General features: G+C 57.8%; 21 protein-coding genes. All 21 read left to right on the top strand.

What is annotated here, in order from left to right; genetic code table 11:
• Window positions 1-1,538 (top strand): RDD family protein (locus WC683_13935; protein ID MFA4973706.1); only part of this gene is annotated, 1,538 nt, incomplete at its 5' end.
• A 49-nt stretch (window positions 1,539-1,587) separates the two neighbouring features.
• Window positions 1,588-2,361 carry a lytic transglycosylase domain-containing protein gene (locus tag WC683_13940; protein ID MFA4973707.1) on the top strand — a complete coding sequence of 258 codons (774 nt, stop codon included), beginning with the start codon at window positions 1,588-1,590 and terminating at the stop codon, window positions 2,359-2,361.
• Window positions 2,362-2,468: 107 nt separating this feature from the next.
• Entirely contained in the window at window positions 2,469-2,930 is a 462-nt protein-coding gene (locus WC683_13945; protein MFA4973708.1) for a MerR family transcriptional regulator, read from the top strand.
• Window positions 2,931-2,942: 12 nt separating this feature from the next.
• Window positions 2,943-3,809 carry a Fe-S cluster assembly protein NifU gene (nifU, locus tag WC683_13950; protein MFA4973709.1) on the top strand — a complete coding sequence of 289 codons (867 nt, stop codon included), beginning with the start codon at window positions 2,943-2,945 and terminating at the stop codon, window positions 3,807-3,809.
• The gene (nifS, locus tag WC683_13955) at window positions 3,806-4,960 is read left to right on the top strand and encodes a cysteine desulfurase NifS (GenBank protein MFA4973710.1); all 1,155 of its coding nucleotides are present in this window, start codon (window positions 3,806-3,808) and stop codon (window positions 4,958-4,960) included. The genes nifU and nifS overlap by 4 nt, the downstream gene beginning before the upstream one ends.
• Window positions 4,961-5,080: 120 nt before the next feature.
• Entirely contained in the window at window positions 5,081-5,518 is a 438-nt protein-coding gene (gene rplM, locus WC683_13960) for a 50S ribosomal protein L13 (GenBank protein ID MFA4973711.1), read from the top strand.
• A 13-nt stretch (window positions 5,519-5,531) separates the two neighbouring features.
• A complete protein-coding gene (rpsI, locus tag WC683_13965) occupies window positions 5,532-5,960 on the top strand; it encodes a 30S ribosomal protein S9 (GenBank protein MFA4973712.1) in 429 nt (142 codons plus the stop codon).
• Between the two features lie 194 nt (window positions 5,961-6,154).
• Window positions 6,155-7,852 carry a CTP synthase gene (locus WC683_13970; protein MFA4973713.1) on the top strand — a complete coding sequence of 566 codons (1,698 nt, stop codon included), beginning with the start codon at window positions 6,155-6,157 and terminating at the stop codon, window positions 7,850-7,852.
• Window positions 7,853-8,035: 183 nt separating this feature from the next.
• Window positions 8,036-9,511 (top strand): RNA polymerase factor sigma-54, encoded by a 1,476-nt coding sequence (gene rpoN / locus WC683_13975; GenBank protein MFA4973714.1) that lies wholly within the window; start codon window positions 8,036-8,038, stop codon window positions 9,509-9,511.
• A 22-nt stretch (window positions 9,512-9,533) separates the two neighbouring features.
• A complete protein-coding gene (raiA, locus tag WC683_13980) occupies window positions 9,534-9,839 on the top strand; it encodes a ribosome-associated translation inhibitor RaiA (protein MFA4973715.1) in 306 nt (101 codons plus the stop codon).
• 101 nt (window positions 9,840-9,940) lie between these two features.
• Window positions 9,941-10,402: a PTS sugar transporter subunit IIA gene (locus WC683_13985; protein MFA4973716.1), complete on the top strand. Its 462-nt coding sequence runs from the start codon at window positions 9,941-9,943 to the stop codon at window positions 10,400-10,402.
• Complete coding sequence (hprK, locus tag WC683_13990; protein ID MFA4973717.1) at window positions 10,402-11,370, top strand: HPr(Ser) kinase/phosphatase; 969 nt, start codon at window positions 10,402-10,404, stop codon at window positions 11,368-11,370. Before WC683_13985 ends, hprK begins: the two co-directional genes overlap by 1 nt.
• Window positions 11,371-11,383: 13 nt before the next feature.
• The gene (locus WC683_13995; protein ID MFA4973718.1) at window positions 11,384-11,788 is read left to right on the top strand and encodes a PTS fructose transporter subunit IIA; all 405 of its coding nucleotides are present in this window, start codon (window positions 11,384-11,386) and stop codon (window positions 11,786-11,788) included.
• A gap of 11 nt (window positions 11,789-11,799) precedes the next feature.
• Entirely contained in the window at window positions 11,800-12,084 is a 285-nt protein-coding gene (locus WC683_14000) for an HPr family phosphocarrier protein (GenBank protein MFA4973719.1), read from the top strand.
• A 5-nt stretch (window positions 12,085-12,089) separates the two neighbouring features.
• Window positions 12,090-13,871 carry a phosphoenolpyruvate--protein phosphotransferase gene (ptsP, locus tag WC683_14005; protein MFA4973720.1) on the top strand — a complete coding sequence of 594 codons (1,782 nt, stop codon included), beginning with the start codon at window positions 12,090-12,092 and terminating at the stop codon, window positions 13,869-13,871.
• A gap of 121 nt (window positions 13,872-13,992) precedes the next feature.
• Window positions 13,993-15,162 carry a methionine adenosyltransferase gene (gene metK, locus WC683_14010; protein MFA4973721.1) on the top strand — a complete coding sequence of 390 codons (1,170 nt, stop codon included), beginning with the start codon at window positions 13,993-13,995 and terminating at the stop codon, window positions 15,160-15,162.
• Window positions 15,163-15,178: 16 nt separating this feature from the next.
• A complete protein-coding gene (locus WC683_14015; protein ID MFA4973722.1) occupies window positions 15,179-15,814 on the top strand; it encodes a response regulator in 636 nt (211 codons plus the stop codon).
• Window positions 15,815-16,042: 228 nt separating this feature from the next.
• A complete protein-coding gene (locus WC683_14020) occupies window positions 16,043-16,342 on the top strand; it encodes a hypothetical protein (protein MFA4973723.1) in 300 nt (99 codons plus the stop codon).
• Between the two features lie 3 nt (window positions 16,343-16,345).
• Window positions 16,346-16,960: a hypothetical protein gene (locus WC683_14025; protein ID MFA4973724.1), complete on the top strand. Its 615-nt coding sequence runs from the start codon at window positions 16,346-16,348 to the stop codon at window positions 16,958-16,960.
• 30 nt (window positions 16,961-16,990) lie between these two features.
• Entirely contained in the window at window positions 16,991-19,381 is a 2,391-nt protein-coding gene (locus WC683_14030) for a hypothetical protein (GenBank protein MFA4973725.1), read from the top strand.
• A gap of 192 nt (window positions 19,382-19,573) precedes the next feature.
• Window positions 19,574-20,419, top strand: an 846-nt coding sequence (locus WC683_14035; GenBank protein MFA4973726.1) for a hypothetical protein, incomplete at its 3' end; no start/stop codon positions are given.

The following is a 20,419-nucleotide window of genomic DNA, read 5'->3' on the forward strand; positions in this document are numbered from 1 at the left end:
AACGCGGGGGGGCGAAGGCGGAACCTGACACGGATATCGACGCCGGCGCGCCGACCATAGCCGATCTCAAGGATCGCTTCGCGGCCTTTCTCATAGACGCGAGTCTCCTCTACGTCATCTACTGGCTATTCTCGATCCCATTCAGGCTCATCGCCATCGGGAGCGCCGCCGGCCCCGTGCCTGCCGTCGGCCTCAACGGACTCATCTTCCACGGCATCTTCCTGTTCATAGCGCTCCTGTGGTTCGTCATCTTCGAATTCGCGTTCGGCGGGAGCATAGGAAAGCTGGCCTGCCACCTGACCGTCAGGAAGAGCGACGGCTCGCCCCTGACAATCGGTTCGGCCATACTGAGAACACTTTTACTCCCCCTGGATCTTCTGCTCTCTCCCATACTGATCCCGATCGCATGCATGGAATGGACCCAATGGCATCGCAGGCTCGGAGACATGGCGGCAGGCACCCTCGTCATACGCACGTTCGCGAGACCGCCCCGCCGTTTCGCACTCTCCATGGACCTCTTGGCGAGCACCAGCCGCCGCGCCATCGCGTTCGCGATCGACCTCGTGTTCCTCGGCGCCCTCGTCTTCGGGTACGCGCTCCTGCTCTCGCCGCGCCAGCCCATCATGAGCATGATCCTCGTCGTTCTCGCCCCTCATATTGTATTGGCCTATTTCACCCTGCCGGAGTGGCTCGTCCATACCTCCGTAGGCAAATGGATCATGGGGCTGATGGTCTGCCACGAGGATGGCACAGTCGCTTCGCTATCGACGGCCGTGGTGAGAAATGTCTGGCTGCCCTTCGACATCACCCCATGGGGCTTTTTCACGAGTCTCATGAACGTGAGGAAACAGAGGCCGGGCGACGCAGCCGCAGGCTCACTCGTGGTGAAGGCGTCCCGCGAATGGCACGGAGCCATCGCGCTCTGCATTATGGTCCTTATGACGGCCGTCTTCATCTATGCCGGCCTTATGAATCGTCAGAGCTTTCTGCACGCCGATTTCGAGGTGAACTTTCTGCCGGCCATAGACATCAGGAGCGGCGCACAGACCGTGGAAGAAGTAAGAGACGCAAGCTTCGGAATGAAGGACTTCGCGTTCGCCGCCGGCAACGCGACCGCCATCAGGAAACCCTCCATATTCCAGCCCGGCGAGGCACTCTTCATGGTCTTCAGCGTCGGCGGATACAAGGTCGTCGAAGGCGAAGTCTGGATACAGGAGGATGTGGACATCCGCTATCCTGACGGATCGCTCGGGCTCAAATTGGAGAACATAAACGACGTCAAGCAGAAGACCGACAAAGGAGGGTTGATACGCTTTGAAAACAACGTGGCGCTCCCCGACAGTTCGCTCCCCGGCCGATACACTGTGACGATAACCCTGAGGGATAAGAATGCGAAGCGCGAGATCAAGGAACAGCGCTTCTTCTATATCACACCCCCCGAGGGGGCCGGACCGGCTCAGCCGCCTGCAGCCGCCCCGCAGCCCGGCACGATGGAAGAAGAAAAACCTATACCACAACCATCTGATATCGCAGAATAATTCGCTGTTTTTATCGCTTTTATAACTGGAAGCAACTTCGGGTGTCTGCTTGTCCGATAATAGTATTGAGGACTTTTGTGCCTCTTTGCTCTTACATTATAATGGGTGTACAGGGAATATGACCGTACCAGTCAAAGACAAAGGCCTTATCGAGCGATTCAGCCGCTTCGTCGAACAGGGCAAGGCCAAGGCCCACGATAGCCAGGAATTCAAGAAGCGCCTGGATAAGATCGCAAAGAGCAACGATGAGAAGCCTAAGAACACGGCAAACACCGAGAAAAACCCTTCACATCCTGTCAAAAAAACCATGGGCGCAAGGAGACACCAGCCCCCGCAACGCCTTGCATCTGCAGGTCATATCACCATGAAACACGCCGAGCGCCTTGCCAAACTCGCGCCCTTCATAGAGCAGGCTGCAAGGCGTCACAACGTGCCTGTCGAGCTCATCTGCGGAGTCATAATCCAGGAATCAGGCGGCAATCCCAAGGCAGTATCCCACGCAGGCGCCAAAGGCCTCATGCAGTTGATGCCGGGCACGGCAAAGCGCTTTGGCGTAAAAAATTCCTTCAACCCGGCCGAGAACATCGACGGCGGCACAAAGTACCTCCGCTGGCTGCTCGACCGCTTTGACGGCAACGTCGAGCTCGCCCTGGCAGGATATAATGCGGGCGAACACAACGTGGAAAAGCACGGCAACAAGATCCCACCGTTCAAAGAAACACAGGCTTATGTGCCGAATGTGCTCCGCTACACCCAGGCGATGATAGATATATTCTCGACAAAAATTGCCCAAAATTTGCCGGAATATGCTCGTAAAGTTTAAGCATCACTTTAATAAAACCCCAATCAAGTCCAGCCATAATTCTCCCACCCTCTGATTTTCTTCTCCTAAACCTTGACGTGAACGTAAAGGTTGTATAAGTTATTCCTATGGATAGCAAGCTATCTACATATCATGTGGGCGACCTTGCAAAGTCCCTGGGCCTCTCCGCGAGGTCTATCCGCTATTACGAGGAGCTCGGACTGATCAGGCCATCCAGGACCGAGGGGGGATTCAGGCTCTATACAGACCAGGACAAAGAACTCATCATGCTCATCGTTCGATTCAAGGATCTGGGCATGTCGCTCGAGGAGATCCGGGCGCTCGTGGCGCCGAAACGGTCGATCTCAAAGGAATCCCTCGAGGAACTGCGGCAGGCCCTGCTGTCGAGGAGATCTGAGTTCGAAGAAAAGATAGAGAAACTCAAACAGAGCATAGGACAGATAGACAACGTCGTGGAGCAGCTTTCACGATGCGAGAGATGCGGCGCCCCCATGCAGAAGGACGTCTGCAGCGAATGCATCAAGAGTCACGGGGAGAATGTCTCTCCCCTGCTCGACCGACTCAGATAGAGAGGCGACAAGATGTGGAACTACACGGAAAAGGTGATCGATCACTTCCTGCATCCCCGCAACGTCGGGGAGATAGAGGATCCCGACGGCGCAGGCGAAGTGGGCTCGCTCGCGTGCGGCGACATGCTGAGGCTCACGTTCAAGCTCGGTGCGGACGGCCGCATCGCTGACGCGAAATTCAAGACGTTCGGCTGCGCCTCCGCGATCGCCTCCAGTTCCGCCCTCACCGAGATGATCATGGGCAAGACCATCGAGGAGGCTGAAAAGATAACCAACAAGCACATAGCCGAATACCTGGGCGGCCTCCCCGAGGAGAAGATGCACTGCTCGGTGATGGGCCGCGAGGCGCTCGCGGCTGCAATCGCCGACTATCGCGGCGAGGGGACCAAGACGCGCACCCTCGAAGGCCAGGTCATCTGCAAGTGCTACGGCGTGACCGAGCAGCAGATCAGGAAGGTAGCGATAGAGAACAACCTCAGGACCATCGACGAGGTCACCCACTACACCAAAGCCGGCGGCGGATGCGGCCTCTGCCACGAGAAGATCCAACAAATACTGGATGACGTCAGGTCCAAGGCCGCGGCCTCGCCCACTCAAGCGGAGATCTCAGAACAGCAGAAGGCCAAGGGCATCGCGCTCACGAACCTGGAGAAGATTCACATCATCGAACAGCTCATACAAGACCGCATCCGCCCTGCCCTCAAGCAGGACGGCGGCGACATCGAGCTCGTGGACGTGGACCAGAATGTGGTCTATGTGAGGCTCAAGGGCGCGTGCGACGGCTGCCCTTCGGCCAACTACACCATGAGGCAGTTCATCGAGAAGGAGATACACAGGGAGGTTTCCCCCGCCATCAGGGTCGAGGAGGTGCGCTCGTGAAGACTGTGTACCTGGACAACAACGCCACCACGCGAGTGGCGCCTGAGGTGATAGACGCGATGCTCCCCTTCCTCACGGAGATGTGGGGCAACCCGTCGAGCATGCACACGTTCGGCGGCCAGGTGGCGCGACACATCGAGCGCGCGAGAGAACATGTCGCGCAGCTCCTCGGCGCGGCGAACCCGGACGAAATCGTGTTCACGAGCGGCGGCACAGAAAGCGACAACGCCGCGATCCTCTCGGCGCTGGCTGCCTCCCCTGAAAAAAAGCGCATCATCACCACCAAGGTCGAACACCCCGCCGTCCTGAATCTCGCCAAACACATGGAAGGACACGGGCACAGCGTCGTATACCTCTCAGTCGACAATCAGGGCAGGCTCGATTTGGACGAGCTCAAGGATTCCATAGACGACGGGACCGCGATCGTCTCCGCGATGTGGGCGAACAACGAGACAGGCGTGATATTCCCGATCAAGGAGATATCCGGGATCTGCGCCGAGCGAAAGGTGCCTCTGCACACCGACGCAGTCCAAGCAGCAGGAAAGATCCCCTGCGATCTGAAAAACATGCCGATCGCATATCTCGCCATCTCGGGCCACAAGCTGCACGCGCCCAAGGGCGTGGGCGTGCTCTATATCAGGAGGGGCACGAAATTCTCGCCGCTCATCATGGGAGGACACCAGGAGCGCAACCGAAGGGGGGGCACTGAAAACGTGGCCTCGATCGTAGGCCTGGGGAAGGCCTGCGAGCTGGCGATGCTTCACATGAAAGAAGATTGCGAGAGGATGGCAAAGCTTCGCGACAGGCTTGAGAAAGGCCTCATCGAAAGAATTCCCAGGGTCCACATCCACGGCGACGTATCGAATCGCCTGCCCAACACCACAAACCTGGGCTTTGAATCGGTCGAGGGCGAGGCGATCCTCCTGCTGCTCAACGAGCACAACATCTGCGCCTCCTCCGGCTCCGCCTGCACCTCCGGCAGCCTCGATCCGTCGCACGTGATGCTGGCCATGGGCGTGCCGTTCGAGAGGGCGCACGGCTCGATCCGCTTCTCCCTATCCCGCTACAACACAGATGAGGACATAGAGAGCGTGCTCCTGCATATGCCCCCGATAATCAAGAGGTTGAGGGAGCTAAGTCCGGTCGCGTAACCCCTGCTTTTCCAGGGAAATCCCTTGACTTTATAGCGGGTTTTCCTATAAGTTGCGCACCTCTTGATTGAGATATATTTTTCTTTATTAAATTCAACTAGTTAGACACGCGGACGAGACATGGAACGTCAGAAGACAAAACTGGAAACCCCACAGACCGCCAAGCGCGGCTGGGTGATAGTGGACGTGAAGGACAAGGTCGTGGGCCGCGTGGCCAGCAGGATCGCGGACATCCTGAGGGGCAAACACAGGGTAACCTACACCCCTCACGTTGACACCGGCGATTTCGTCGTGGTGCTAAACGCCGCCAAGCTTCGTTTCACCGGTGCAAAGCCGAGCGAAAAGAAATATTACACCCACTCCGGCTACTTCGGCGGCATGAAGTCCATCACTGCCGAGAAGCAGCTCGAGAAGCACCCTGACCGCGTGCTCTACGATGCGGTCTGGGGCATGCTGCCCAAGAACACCCTCTCGAGGCAGCTCATCAAGAAGCTCAAGATATATCCCGGCACAGAGCATCCCCACGCATCGCAGGGGCCGACTGAAATCCAACTATAAAGAAAAGGTCATCATGAAAGAGACAGCGCAGGAAACCCAAGGCCACGCAAAGAAACGCACTGAGTTCATTGCGACCGGAAAGCGCAAGACGTCGATAGCGCGCGTGAGGCTCAGCCCGGGCGGCGGCACCATAACCGTCAACGGCAAGCCGGTGAACGAATTTTTCACGAGGATCACCCTGCAGCTTGCGGTCAATAAGCCCTTCGAGCTCACCGGCACCCAGGGCAAGTTCGACGCCGACGTCAACGTATGCGGCGGCGGGATAGCCGGCCAGGCTGGAGCCACGAGGCACGGTATCTCCAGGGCCCTCATTGACATGAACTCCGATCTCAGAAAACCGCTGAAGGTCGAGGGCCTCCTCACCCGCGATGCGCGAGAAAAGGAACGCCGCAAGGTCGGTTGCCGCAAGGCGCGCAAGCGTCCGCAGTATTCGAAGCGCTGATCGCTCAAGATGCGCACATTTGAAAACGGGATGGCTTCGGCCACCCCGTTTTTTTTTGCGAATTTTTTTCCTTCCCCTTTCGACGTTAATGAAAATAATATCCACAGGAGATCAGAACGCAAATTTCCTTAAGGTTGAAAGGTTGACAGGCAATCTGCCGCTCCATATACTCCACGGCAACTCGGATCTATTGCATGGCTCCCAAAACTAAATTCATCTTCATCACAGGCGGAGTCGTTTCAGGCCTCGGCAAAGGCATCGCATCATCGTCGATCGGTGCGATACTCGAGAGCAGAGGCCTCTCCATCACCCTTCAGAAATTCGATCCCTACATAAACGTAGACCCCGGGACGATGAGCCCCTTTCAGCACGGCGAAGTCTTCGTGACCGACGACGGCGCTGAGACCGATCTCGACCTCGGCCACTACGAGCGTTTCACCAAGGCTCGGATGGCGAAGGTGAACAACTTCACCACCGGCAAGATCTACGACTCGGTCATACAAAAGGAACGCCGCGGCGACTATCTGGGCCGCACCATACAGGTCATCCCGCACATAACCGACGAGATAAAGGCCGCCATAATGAAGGTCTCGACCGGCGTGGACCTGGTTTTGGTGGAGATCGGCGGCACGGTGGGCGACATCGAAAGCCTGCCGTTCCTCGAAGCGATCAGGCAGTTCAAGTTCGATGCGGGCCGTGAAAACGTCCTCTACGTGCACCTCACCCTGATACCGTACCTCTCCGCCTCCGGCGAGCTGAAGACCAAGCCGACGCAGCACAGCGTGCAGAAACTCCGCGAGATCGGCATCCAGCCCGACATACTGCTCTGCCGCACCGAGCAGGCACTCTCGAAGGAGATCCGCTCCAAGATCTCCCTCTTCTGCAACCTCCCTGTCGAGTGCGTCTTCGCGGCGCGCGACGCGGAGCACATCTATGAGGTGCCTCTGATGTTCCACCGCGAGGGCCTCGACGAGAAGATCGTCGAAATACTGAACATCTGGACCAAGACGCCCGACCTGTCCTCCTGGAACGACCTCGTCGACACGATCAAGAACCCCGAGTCCGAAGTGACGATCGGCATCGTCGGCAAATACGTGGACCTCACCGATTCCTACAAGAGCCTCAACGAGGCGCTGATGCACGGCGGCTATCGCACGAAGACCAGGGTCAACCTCAAATACATAGACGCCGAGGAGCTGGAGAACGAAGAGGGCCTCAAGGTCCTGGACAGCGTGGACGGCATACTCGTCCCCGGAGGCTTCGGAGAGCGCGGCGTGGAGGGAAAGATAGAAGCCATCAGATACGCCCGCGAAAAGAAGATCCCGTTCTACGGCATATGCCTCGGCATGCAGCTCGCGGTCGTGGAATTCGCGCGGCACGTCTGCGGGCTCGCGAAGGCGAACAGCCTCGAATTCGATCCCAACACCTCCGACCCCGTCATCAGCCTGATGGAGGAGCAGAAGGCGGTGCACAGCATGGGCGGCACGATGAGGCTCGGCGCATACGACTGCATGCTCGAGAAGAGCTCGAAGTCGCACTCCGCATACGAAGATCGCGAGATAAGCGAACGCCACCGCCATCGCTACGAGTTCAATTCCGACTACTCCGAGAAGCTCACCCAGAACGGACTGCGGATAGTCGGCACGGACAAGAAGACAGGCCTCGTCGAGATCGTCGAGCTCGACTCGCATCCGTGGTTCGTCGGCTGCCAATTCCATCCCGAATTCAAATCAAGGCCCATGACTCCCCATCCCCTGTTCGTAAGCTTCATAGAGGCATCCGCAGCCATGGCGAAGCGCAGAAAATGGGAGATGCAGAAAGACGCCGCCGCACCGGTGAGAGCGGAGGCTGACCAAGACGGCGCCAAGAAAAAATCGGCTTCAAACTCTTGACAATTCCTTTTTCTCAGTTCTCTTCGCTATCGATATTCAATCCTCAAAGATATCTGCACGTTAACTCCGCCTGCGGATGATTGACTTTTCGGCTATCGGGCCTTATCATATTCTCAAGAACGTAATCGTTCACAAACACAGTGCAGGACGTCATCAGCGCCGCTCACGAAAACGGCATCGGTTATGGCCCTAGAGCTCAAACAAAGTGTAAAACTTACCCAGCAACTCGTGGTAACCCCGCAGCTTCAGCAGGCCATCAAACTGCTTCAGCTTTCCCGTATGGAGCTTGCGGAACTCGTCCAGACTGAAATGTTGGAAAACCCCGTCCTCGAAGATCTGGATTCCGCGCAGACCGAGCCGGACGCCGAAGAGCAGTCTCCTGCAGAAAAACACGAGCAGGCGAAAGACGAGGACCACGGTCACGATCATTCCGTCGACGAGGTCGGCAACACCGACGGAACGATGAAGGAACCCGCGGACTTCGACTGGGAAAACTACCTAGAGACGTACAACGCGCCCGGCTACAATATCGAGCGCGAGTCCAGGGGCGAGGAAACTACCACCTTCGAAAACGTGCTCAAACAGACCGAATCCCTGCAGGACCACCTCATCTGGCAGCTCCACCTCTCCAACATGCCGCCGGACGAATTGAAGATAGCCACCGAGATTGTCGGCAACATCAACGACGACGGATATCTGCAGTCCAGCGTGGCGGAGATCGCCCAAAAGGCGCAGTGCCGGCCGGAGGATGTCGAGGCGGCGCTCTCCAAAGTCCAGCAGCTGGACCCGAGCGGCGTCGCTGCGAGAGACATCCGGGAATGCCTGCTTTTGCAGGTGAAGCAGATCGGCGACGAGGCCGGCGTCGTCACCCGCCTGATCGAAGACCACATGGACGATCTCGAGAAGCACAATTACCAGGCCATCGCCAAGAAACTGGACGTCACGCTGGATCAGGTGAAGGCGGCGGCGCACCTGATATCGAACCTCGAGCCCAAACCGGGCCGCCCGTTTGGAGGGGAATCTCCGCAGTACATCACGCCGGACGTCTATGTGAGCAAGGTCGGCGAGAATTACGTCGTCACCCTCAACGAGGACGGCCTGCCGAAGCTCAGGGTCAGCGACTTTTACCGCAGGGCGTTGATGCGAGGTTCCGACGTCGGCGATAAGACCAAGGAGTACATTCAGGGCCGCATGCGCGCGGCCGCATGGCTCATAAAGAGCATCCACCAGAGGCAGCAGACCCTCTTCAAGGTCGCGTCCAGCATAGTCAAATATCAGCGCGAGTTCTTCGACGAGGGATTCATGCAGCTCAAGCCCCTTGTGCTCAAGGACGTCGCGGACGACATCGAGATGCACGAGTCGACCATAAGCCGCGTCACCACGAACAAGTTCATGCACACGCCGCGCGGCATCTTCGAACTCAAGTTCTTCTTCAACAGCGGGATCAACCAGCTCGAGGGAGGCGGCGTCGCATCAGAGGCGGTGAAGCTCATGGTGAAGAAGGTCATCGGAGACGAGGACCCCAAAAGCCCGTTGTCGGACCAGGACATCGCCGAGAAGCTCAAGGCCCTCAACGTGGACATTGCCAGGCGCACGGTCGCAAAGTACAGAGAGAACCTGGGGATACTCCCCTCCTCCAGAAGAAAAAGGACGGAATGACAACCTTGCGAAAGGGAATATTATGATCAACGAGATAGAGACCACATTCACCTTCAGGAACACGGAAGCCACTGATGCGCTCAAGTCGCACGCGCTGGACAAGCTCGACAGGCTCAACAAGTTCCTCGTGAAACCCGCGGCCGCCCACTTCATCTTCAAAGTCGAAGGCGCGCGCCACGTCGCGGAGATCACCCTCCACGTCAAAGGCAACCGCTTCGTCGGCGTCGATACGTCAAACGATATGTACACATCCATCGACGGGGCCGTGGACAAGATCAGAAAGCAGATCAGCCGCGACAGAGAGAAAATAAAGGACCATAAACCCTGATTCCAAAGGCCTCTGCAGCGCCCATTTTCAGGCTTGCTTTTTAATCCCCCTTGCGATAGAGGCTATCAATCTAAATTATTGATTTTAAAAGGCAAAGCGATATGCGCCTAATCGATATACTGAGGCCCGAGCTGGTCTGGCCCAACCTATCAGCCAAGACAAAACCCGAAGTCATCGGGGAGCTGGCGGAGAAAATCGCCTCTGTCGAGAGCGGCCTCTCCGCGGACCGTGTCGCCGAAATACTCATGGAGCGCGAACGGCTCGGGAGCACCGGCATCCAGGACGGCATCGCAATACCGCACGGCAAGGTCCCGGGCATCGAGAAAATCATAATCGCATTCGGGCTGTCGCGTGAAGGCATCGATTTCGACGCTCACGACGGGAAGCCCACGCACATCTTCTTCGTGCTCCTGGCCCCGGAGTCAGCCGCCGGTCAGCATCTCAAGGCCCTGGCAAGGCTCTCCAGACTCTTGAAGGACGCCGACTTCCGCGACAAGCTCATAAAGGCCACCGACGCCGGCGATATTTACAAGGCCATATCCGCGGAAGACGAGAGGTTCTGATGCTCAACATCCCGGTCATAAAGCTCATCAAGGAGACCGAACACAGGCTCCACATCGAGCTCCTCACCGGACAGCAGGGCCTCGACAAGAAGATAGCCATCCCCTGCATACAGAAACCAGGGCTCGCCCTCACCGGCGACGTCTCCAACCTCCATCCGGGACGCATTCAGGTCCTGGGCAAGACCGAGATCAACTACATAAGCTCGCTCGATGCGACGAAACAGCGCGAAGTAATGGAAGCGATCGGCTCCGTGGATATCGCCTGCATCGTGCTCACAAGAAACTCCGAACCGCCCAAGGCTATGTTGAAGATGTGTCAGGAGCGGAACATCCCGCTCATGAAGACCAAGCTCGTCACCTCTACGTTCGTCAACAGGGCCACGCGTTTTCTCGAGGAGAGCCTCGCGGCCAACACCTGCATCCACGGAGTCCTACTCGACGTCTTCGGAGTCGGCATTCTCCTCGTCGGTAAAAGCGGCATCGGAAAGAGCGAGTGCGCACTCGACCTCGTGCTCCGCGGGCACAGGCTGGTGGCGGACGACATCGTCAACGTGCGCAAGCGACCGCCATCGACGCTCTACGGCACCGGTTCGGAGATAATCAAGTTTCACATGGAGATCAGAGGACTCGGCATCATCAACATACGCGACCTGTTCGGAATCTCGGCGGTACGCGACCGAAAAGTCGTCGAAATGGTGATCGAACTCATGGACTGGAATCCTGACATCGAATACGATCGCCTTGGCCTTGAGGAACACCGTTACACCATACTGGACGTCAGGGTCCCTCTCATCCAGATCCCGGTCAGGCCGGGCAGAAACCTCTCTGCGATCATCGAGGTCGCAGCGAGAAACCATCTGCTCAAACTGGGCGGCTATCACTCTGCGAAGGCATTTCAGGAGAGGCTGTCGGCGGAGATACTGTCCAACCAGGAGAGAGAGCACCAGCTGTTGGGAAAGCTCGAATAGAAAGAGGGAAATAATGATAGGGGTTGTCGTCGTGTCCCACAACAACATCGGCTGCGAGATGGTGAACGCAACGCAGAGGATCATACCGGACGCAAGGCACATGCGCGGCGTATCTGTGAATTCAAACGACCCTCCTGATTCGATCCGCAAGCAGATTGCAGACGCAATCCACGGAGTCGACCAGGGGGAAGGCGTGCTGATCCTCACCGACATGTTCGGCGGCACGCCGTCGAACGTCTGTCTCTCGTTTCTCGACCCCGAGAAGACCGAGGTGATCTCGGGGTTCAACATGCCGATGCTCATCAAGCTCGCCAATCTCAAACCAAACGCAAAATTTGCGGACACGGCGCAGTTCATCAAACAGTACGGACAGCGCAACATCGTGATAGCCAGCGAAGTCCTGTCCAGAAACACATAGGGGCGTAAAAGATGCCAGACAAGAACAACGACATCGTGAAATCCTTCACCATCAGAAACACGCTCGGCCTCCATGCCCGGGCAGCGTCGGCGTTCGTGAAGATCGCCAACCGCTTTCAGTCCGAGATACTCGTGCGCAAGGATGACGCCGAGGTCAACGGCAAGAGCATCATGGGAGTGCTGATGCTGGCCGCGGCCCAAGGCACCGAGATCGCCATCACGGCCAGGGGCGGCGACGCCTCAGAGGCCCTCGACGCGCTGGGCAGACTCATTGACGACAAGTTCGGCGAGAACTGAACCGGATGAAGACCCGCAGATTCCATTCCCACGCCACATCGCCCGGCATCGTCATAGGCCGCGCGTACAGGCTGGAGCATCGCGGCTCACCCTTCGCGCGCACCTGGATCAAAGACGCGGACGTGGAGCAGGAAGTCGAGCGCTTCAAGTCTTCCGTCCAGAAGGCCAAGGAACAGCTGACCCACATACAGGCCAAGATGTGCCGTTTCCAGGGCCACGACCAGATCAAGATCATCGAGTCCTACAGGATGTTTCTGCAGGACGACATGCTGGTGGCCACGACCCTCAAACACATCCGCGACTCGAAGATCAACGCGGAGTGGGCGCTGGACAAGACGCTGGCGCACCTCAAACTGTCGTTCCTGAACGTGAATGAAGAGTATTTCCGCGAGAGGCAGCAGGACATCGACTACGTCGGCCGCAGGCTGATGGACAACCTGGTGGGCAGCCCGGAGCTCTCGTTCGACGATCTGCCGCATGAAGACGCGATACTGGTGGTGCACGACTTGAGCCCGGCAGAGGTCGCCAGCCTCCCGAAAGAGAGGATCGGCGGCTTCGTGATGGAGGGCGGCGGCGAGACCTCGCACAGCGCGATAATCTCAAGAGCGCTGGAGATCCCTGCCATGTTCGGAGTGGCCGATATATTCGACGGCATCGAAGACGGCGAAACGCTCATCCTGGACGGCATCAAGGGTATGCTCATCGCCTCGCCGACCGCAAAGGAGCTGGAGCAGTACCGCTCCATCCGGAAAAAATACCAAGCCCTGGAAGAGATACTGCTCCGCGAGACCACCCTCCCCGCGATCACGCAGGACGGCTTCAGATTGATGATCGAGGCGAACATGGAGATCGTCGAGGAGATACCCTCGATCCTCCAGCACGGCGCCGAGGGGATCGGCCTCTACAGGACCGAGTACCTCTTCCTCAACAGGCTCGAAGAGCCGTCCGAGGAGGAACAGTTCGAGAACTACGTCACCGTGCTCGAAAATCTCTCGCCCAAGCCCGTCACCATACGCACGATAGACTTGGGCGGCGACAAACTCGCCATATCCCAGGCCTACGAAGTGCAGGCCAACCCGGCGCTCGGCCTGCGAGCCATACGCCTCTGCCTCCGCGAGATCCCCCTTTTCAAGACACAGCTGCGCGCGCTCTACCGCTCGTCGGTTCACGGCAAGCTCAGGATCCTGATCCCCATGATCTCCTCGGTGGACGAGCTCTTGAGGGTCAAGAAGATCGTCGCCGAGGTGAAGCAGGAGCTGCTCTCCAAAAACGTCCCATTCGACGACGAAGTGCCCCTGGGCATAATGATCGAGGTCCCCTCCGCAGTCTTCATGGCCCCCGAGCTCGCAGCCGAAGCCGACTTCTTTTCCATCGGCACCAACGACCTCATACAGTACGGGCTGGCCATCGACAGGATCAACGAACAGGTCGCGCACCTGTACAATCCCTATCACCCCGCCATCCTCCGCATGATCAAGCGAACCGTGGACGCCGCCAAGAAGGCAAAGATCGATGTCGGAATCTGCGGAGAGCTGGCCGGGGACCCGCTGGCCATAACGCTCATGGTCGGCATGGAGCTCGATTCCCTGTCCATGAATCCCGTCTCGATCCCGCGCGTGAAAAAGATACTCAGGGCGATAACCAGGGAACAATCGGTAAAAGCCCTTAAGGAAACCCTGGCCAAGTCCACGGCCGACGAGGTCGAAAAATACCTGAAACGCAAGACCAGCCACCTCCTGCCAGGGGATATCAGGCGCCTTCATATCATCGAGGATCAGGGGGGCTGATTCGAAATGTTTAGAAATCTCAAAACGTTAGAGCGGTTTTGACCTTGACTTATTGACCCCCTCCCCTTATAAGACACGAACCTTTTTTCGCAAAATATACACCCTAGAAAAGGAGTCCAAGATGAGAAAGCACGAGCACCTGTTTACCTCAGAGTCAGTCACCCGTGGCCACCCGGACAAGGTCGCCGACCAGATCTCCGACGCAGTTCTGGACGCTGCACTGGCCCAGGACCCTGAATCCAGGGTCGCCTGCGAAACCATGGTCACCACCGGCCTCGCCTTTGTGGCCGGCGAGATCACCACAAAGGCGCAGATCAACTACCCTGAGGTGGTCCGCAGCACTATAAAAGATATAGGCTACAATCACCACTCCATGGGCTTCGACTGGGAGACCTGCGGCGTGATGATCTCCATCGACAAGCAGTCGCCGGACATCTCCCAGGGAGTGACCGAAGGCGAGGGGTTGTACAAGGAACAGGGCGCCGGCGACCAGGGGCTTATGTTCGGCTATGCCTGCAACCAGACCGAAGAGATGATGCCCATGCCCATCACGCTGGCCCACCGCATCACCCGCAGGCTGAGCGATATGCGCATGAAAGGCGAGATAAAGTTCCTCCGGCCCGACGGCAAGTCCCAGGTCACGATACGATACGTCGAGGGAAAACCGGTGCACATCGACACCGTAGTTTGCTCCACCCAGCATTCGCCCGACGTGTCGTACGAAGAGCTGAAGGAGACGGTACTGGAAAAGGTGATCAAGCCCGTGCTCCCTGCAGAGCTCTGCAACAGCAAAACGCGCTATCTCATCAATCCGACCGGCCGTTTCGTGCTGGGAGGCCCACACGCCGACTGCGGGCTCACGGGCCGCAAGATCATCGTGGACACATACGGCGGCGTGGGAAGCCACGGTGGCGGCGCATTCTCGGGCAAGGACCCCTCAAAGGTCGATCGCAGCGCCTCATACATGGCGCGCTATGTGGCCAAGAACATCGTGGCCGCAGGCATCGCGGACCGCTGCGAAGTTCAGCTCGCGTACGCGATCGGCTTTGCCGAGCCGGTCTCCATAATGGTCAACGGATCTGACACTGATCTGGTGGACAACGAAAAGCTCTTGATGGCGGTCCGCGAGATCTTCCCGCTCAAGCCCGCGGGCATCATCAACCACCTGAAGCTCAAGAGGCCCATCTATCGCAACACCGCCAAGGGAGGCCACTTCGGGCGCAACGAAGAGGACTTCACCTGGGAGCGCACGGACAAGGCAGCTGACCTGCGCAGGGTGCTTGGGCTCTAAGGCAGGGGACAATACGATGGCGCAGAAGGTGCCGCGCAAGGACAGGCCGTGCTATGTCCTCCTCATCGAGGACAACGTGCACCATGCCGAACTCCTGACCGAACTCTTGGACAAGCACTTTGCGCCGGTCATCATCCACACGGTCGAAACCATTGAGGACGGCATAGAGTTCTCCTCCCAGTCGGTCTACGACATCATCCTCACAGGCGCGGTCATCCGCGACGAGCAAATCACCGAGGCGATCCCAAGGCTCACCAAGATCGCCGAGGGAACGCCTATCATCGTGATCTCGGGCCGCGGCGACGAGATGCTGGCCGCAGAGATAATCAAGCGCGGGGCCAGCGAATATCTCGTGAAGACCAAAGAAACCCTGGAAATTCTCCCATCCATCATCGCAAAGCACCTTGCCTCCAAAAAGTCGCGGCGCCGCAGAAAGGCCTCCCTGGACAGCGCCTTACCGAAACACCATATGCCGTCCTCAGCCGAGATCATCCGCGAGGTGGACAAACTCACGCAGCAGGCGCTGGCGATCGTGGGCCCAAAGCGCAGGCGTCGGACGAGATCCATATCAGCCACCGACGAGATGGACGGACTGCTCTCCCAGATCAAAAAGTTAAGACAGCTGGCATCAAAGCTCTCCCATAACCATTGAACCACCCCGCACTCCCCATCCCTCCAGCCATGGAGATTCAAGACCCCACTGTCGCTCCTGCCGGCCCCGATTGATCTCTGCCCAGGCATGCGACATCGCCCCACCCTCTTTTGTAACTCTTTGTAAATAAAGCTATTCTGACCCTTCTCTGCCGTCAATCGGTCTTGGCAATCCTTTTGCATATATTCTCTTCGGAACCCCTTCATTTGGGGCTGGAGAGGATCGATCATGAGCACAGAGAAAATAGAACAGCTGAAGGAACGGGACATCCTCGAGGTCATGCGCGAGCTGGAGGCCGGCCGGGCATCGGCGGCAAAGGACGCAGATACTCGGGCCGATGGCGCGAAGCCCTCTACGCCGGTTTCGCCGGATCCGAGCGATCTCCTAGCTTCCCTCAAGAAAAAGCGCGACCTCATGGGCCTCCTTGACGGTTATTCGGAGGCAAAAGGCATAGTGGAGAAAAGGCAGGAGCTCGAAGATGCGATCAGCTTTCTTGAGAAACTCAACCTCAACATGTCGGACGAGTAAAATATGACGAAGATAACCCAAAAGTTGTCACATATAGAATTCGGCGTGCCAAAGGCACAGGAACTCTCTGTTGATGATAAGGTCCAGAAGTCGGGCGATGCCTATCAGGCGGCGGACGGAGATTCCTTCAAATCGTTGATCGACGGCAACCCGAAGGCCATAGCGAGCGGAGTGATAGCGGAGATGTATGAAGCCGCATCCAATACTCCGCAGGAGCAGGCCGATTATTATGAGAAAATGCAGGATTTCATGGGCAACTTCATCGTTGGAGATAATGCCGCCTCCTGGAAGGCGCCTGAAGACAGCGTGGGCGACGTGCCCTATGTGCCCGATCTTCATGAGGACATACTCTCGGTCGACCCGGACTCGGTCATGACCATGGAACCCGTGGTCGCGCGATACGCGGCGCTGGAGATAGTGCTCAAAGAGATGATCGATGCCGTTACCTCGGCCATGCACCCGAGCATGATGTCCCAGATGAGCGCTAGCGAATTCCGCTCGCTGGAGGCCTACAAGCGCAAGATCGAGGAGACGCTCGGAGAATGCAGGCTGCAGAGGGATCGGGCGGAACGCTACCTCGAAAAACAGAAGGAAAATGAGGAAGCCGGCATCTGGTAAACGGACCTGACGAACTATAGAGAGGCAACTATGTCTATAAACGGAATCAACAACTTCAAGACGAGCACGGTATCCGGCTCTGATCAGGACGGCTGGAAGGCCGAAACGGTCGATACCGACACCTCCAGCGAGGACGTCTACGAGTCGGACAGCTCCAGCTCCTCCACCGACAGCTCCAGCGCCCTGGACGACTACACGATGGGCGAGATCGAGAACGGCGCCTATACGGCCCCTGACGGCACCGAAGGCGCAGAGTGGCTGGCAAATTTCCCGCCCACGGTCGAAGAGATCTGTATGAACAATGAAAACGCCATAAATTACCTGGACTTAGTCGAGAAGAAGTATGCCGCGGCAGTGAGCGACCTGGCGACGTTGAAAGAGGAATACGAGAAATCCCTGGCCTCCGGCACCCTCACCGCGGAAGAGGCCAAGAGCCTGACCGCGAAGCTCGCGCTCATCGACGCAGCCTCATCCAAAGCCAAGGCGCAGGTGGAGCAGTGCCGCAACCTGGCCACGGACCGCTCAGCCACGTTCATGGACGAGGCGCGCTGCTGCCAGGACCTCAACAACGACAAGTGGATCGGCAGGCCCTTCAAGGAGGGTTCGATCTATATACATGAGAACTCCGACGGCACCATCGTGTACGTGGATTGCAACGGAAAACCCACCACCCTGCCGATAGCGGACCCGGACTACCAGGCAAGCTTGACCACGGGCGACAGCCTCTTTGCATCGGATTTCCCGCCCATGACCGACGCGTACCCGGGCTCGACCGACCGCGTTCTCACGTTCAACGAGGCCTCGCTTTCGAACACCAACGAGTTCGGCTGCCCGATAAGCATGAACATCCCACGTTATTTCTGGGTGAGACGAGATCCGGAGAACCCCTTGGGTACGGACTACGCGCTCACAGACGATGCGAGCGGCAACCAGTTTAAGATGGAGCTGTACGACCAGTGGGACGGCGCCACGCAGCTCACCCCGCCCGACCTGTCCGAGTGGATGCAGGTTGCCGTAACGGACGTGGTGGTTGAGTCCGAGCCGCTCGCTGAATGTGTCGGCTCCGACCCGAGCCAGCTCGTCTATGACCACTACGTCACATACTATGGAGGTGAAAACGGCACAGACGTCGTAGCCAGGGTCCAGATCACAGGATGCCAGAGGGACAACTACGAGACCGACACGCCCAACTCGGTGACCACGACGCTCTCGAACGACGTCCTCGTGATAGCAGCCTCATCCGTGGGCTTTGAGCTGCACGGCGACAACCAGAACGTGGCCATAGACTGCAGCACCTTCAAATCGACCTGCCGCCACGTGGTCGAGAATCTGCACGACGTCCTGGGCATAGGAAACTGCCCCTCTTCAGATGACGGATCAGCGAAGCGCTCCTGGAACGACAACATAGGCTTCTTCGAGAACAAGACTTGGACGACCGATATATGGGATGCAAATGAAAAGGTGGAGGACGGTGAATGGGTGGACGCAACGGTGCCTGACTGGAACGGCGGTGACGCCTACTCTTATGGCGACTGCAACGACCGCTACATGCCGGTCGGGGATGACAACCTGTATGACAAAGGCGTCGCCCTCAGCACCATCCGCACGGGCGTGTTCATCTCCGGCGTGCGCGGCAAGATCACAGGCACCGAGTACAACGACGTGATCGCGACCTGCGGGGCCAACGACTTCTCGGAGTATGACAAAGATCACCTGCCCGAGGATGCGCAGGTAAGGACCGCTGATCAGGGATTGTACAAGAACTTCATAGACTCGTGGGGCGGCAACGACATAGCGATCGTGGGCAGCGGCGACAACTACGTCAAGGATGCCACGTTCGTCTATATCAAGGACAGCGAGCGCGGCGACCTCAACCAGATCACCTTCCCCGAGAGGCCGACGATCGAAAACGGCTATAAGGATGAAGACCGCCCGAACCAGAAGTGCTTTTTCTACGGCAAGGGGCGCGGCGAGAGCTGGGTCTACAACCCGATAGAGGGCCAGACCCTTGACGACCAGGTGATCAAGGACGGAGACGGCGCAGGGGTTGTGGGCGCGTTCGACGAGGGATATGCCACGGACGACTATTACAACTGGGATTCAGGCACCGCGGCCTTCGGCAATCAATACGACAAAGGCATCAAGAACAATGCTGCCCACGCGGATTTCGACGCCACCGCCTTTTCCCAGAACTGGAGCGAAGACGTCGGTGATTGGGAAGACGATCTCTACGCGGTACCCAGCGAAGATGACATGGATCTCTCGGAATTAAATTGGGACGATCTCTCGGGGCAACAGAGCGAGCTGGACGCTGAGATGAACAGCTTCTTTGACGAGGCGTTCGGCGGCCTGGAGAGCGCAATGGGCGAATATGCCGATGATCTCGGGCTCACCGATGACTCGGAGTTAGAGGGACTGTAAGATCCACGGTGGTGACTCATTTCCCCAGTTATGGACAGAATTCCGCAGAATCTAAGGGTCAGCCCGAATACCGCCATCTGTCTCGCCATTTTATACAGCAATATCAATAAGTTATAATCTTCAAGTCGCCCGGTCTTTTGGCAATGATCTTGCATACTATTAGTCCTGAGTACAACTCAGCGAGGTATGATTATGACGAACATTAACACCAACTACAAAGCCAGCACGACCGACACGACCGACACCAGTTATGACGTGCCCGAAAGCACGGACATGACCGAGCTGCAGGAAAAGATCCAGGCAGCCCTCTACCAGATAGAAAACTTCGAGTACGCGGACTACCTGACCGAGGCGCAGCTGGCCGAGTTGAACCGCATAAAGCTCATGCTCAAGGCCGAGTCCGCGGCCATCTCAGGCTACGCGCTCACGGGCGAATACAGCATCGAAGGCGCGGAAGGCGCCGGCTACTGGGACCAGCCCACCGAACTCGCCCCGGAGTGGAACGGCATACCGCCCGAGTACATGCACACCGACGCCTCCGACGGCGGCGTGGGCGAATACGGCGCAGGGATGAGCGACGACCCTGAAGCCGAATACGCCGGCACGGTCGTGATCCCCAACAGCGGAGACATCGTCGAGCCGACCAAGCTCGGCTTCCAGATGACCGACGACATGGCCTCACTGACCCTCGAATCCAACGGCCGCGACGGAATACTCACGGTCACCTACCAGGACGGCACCAAACGCTACTGGGTGATACAGGACCTCACGGTCCGGCGCGAACCGATGATCATCTCCGCGTTCGGGCTTTCCCACGGCGTGACCATCGACTGCTCACACCTCATCAGGGTGAGCGACGGGACCTTCCCCAACTACCCCTACGGCGCGCGCTCCGGCGTCTACATCCACGGCTCCATGTACAATGACACCATATTCGGCTCCCAGAGCGACGACGGCATAGTCGCGTACGACGGCGACGACATCATAGACGGCATGGCGGGCAACGACAGCATCTACGGCGACATGTCGTACGAGGCC

This window comes from bacterium (genome assembly GCA_041648665.1).
GTDB lineage: Bacteria > UBA10199 > UBA10199 > 2-02-FULL-44-16 > JAAZCA01 > JAFGMW01.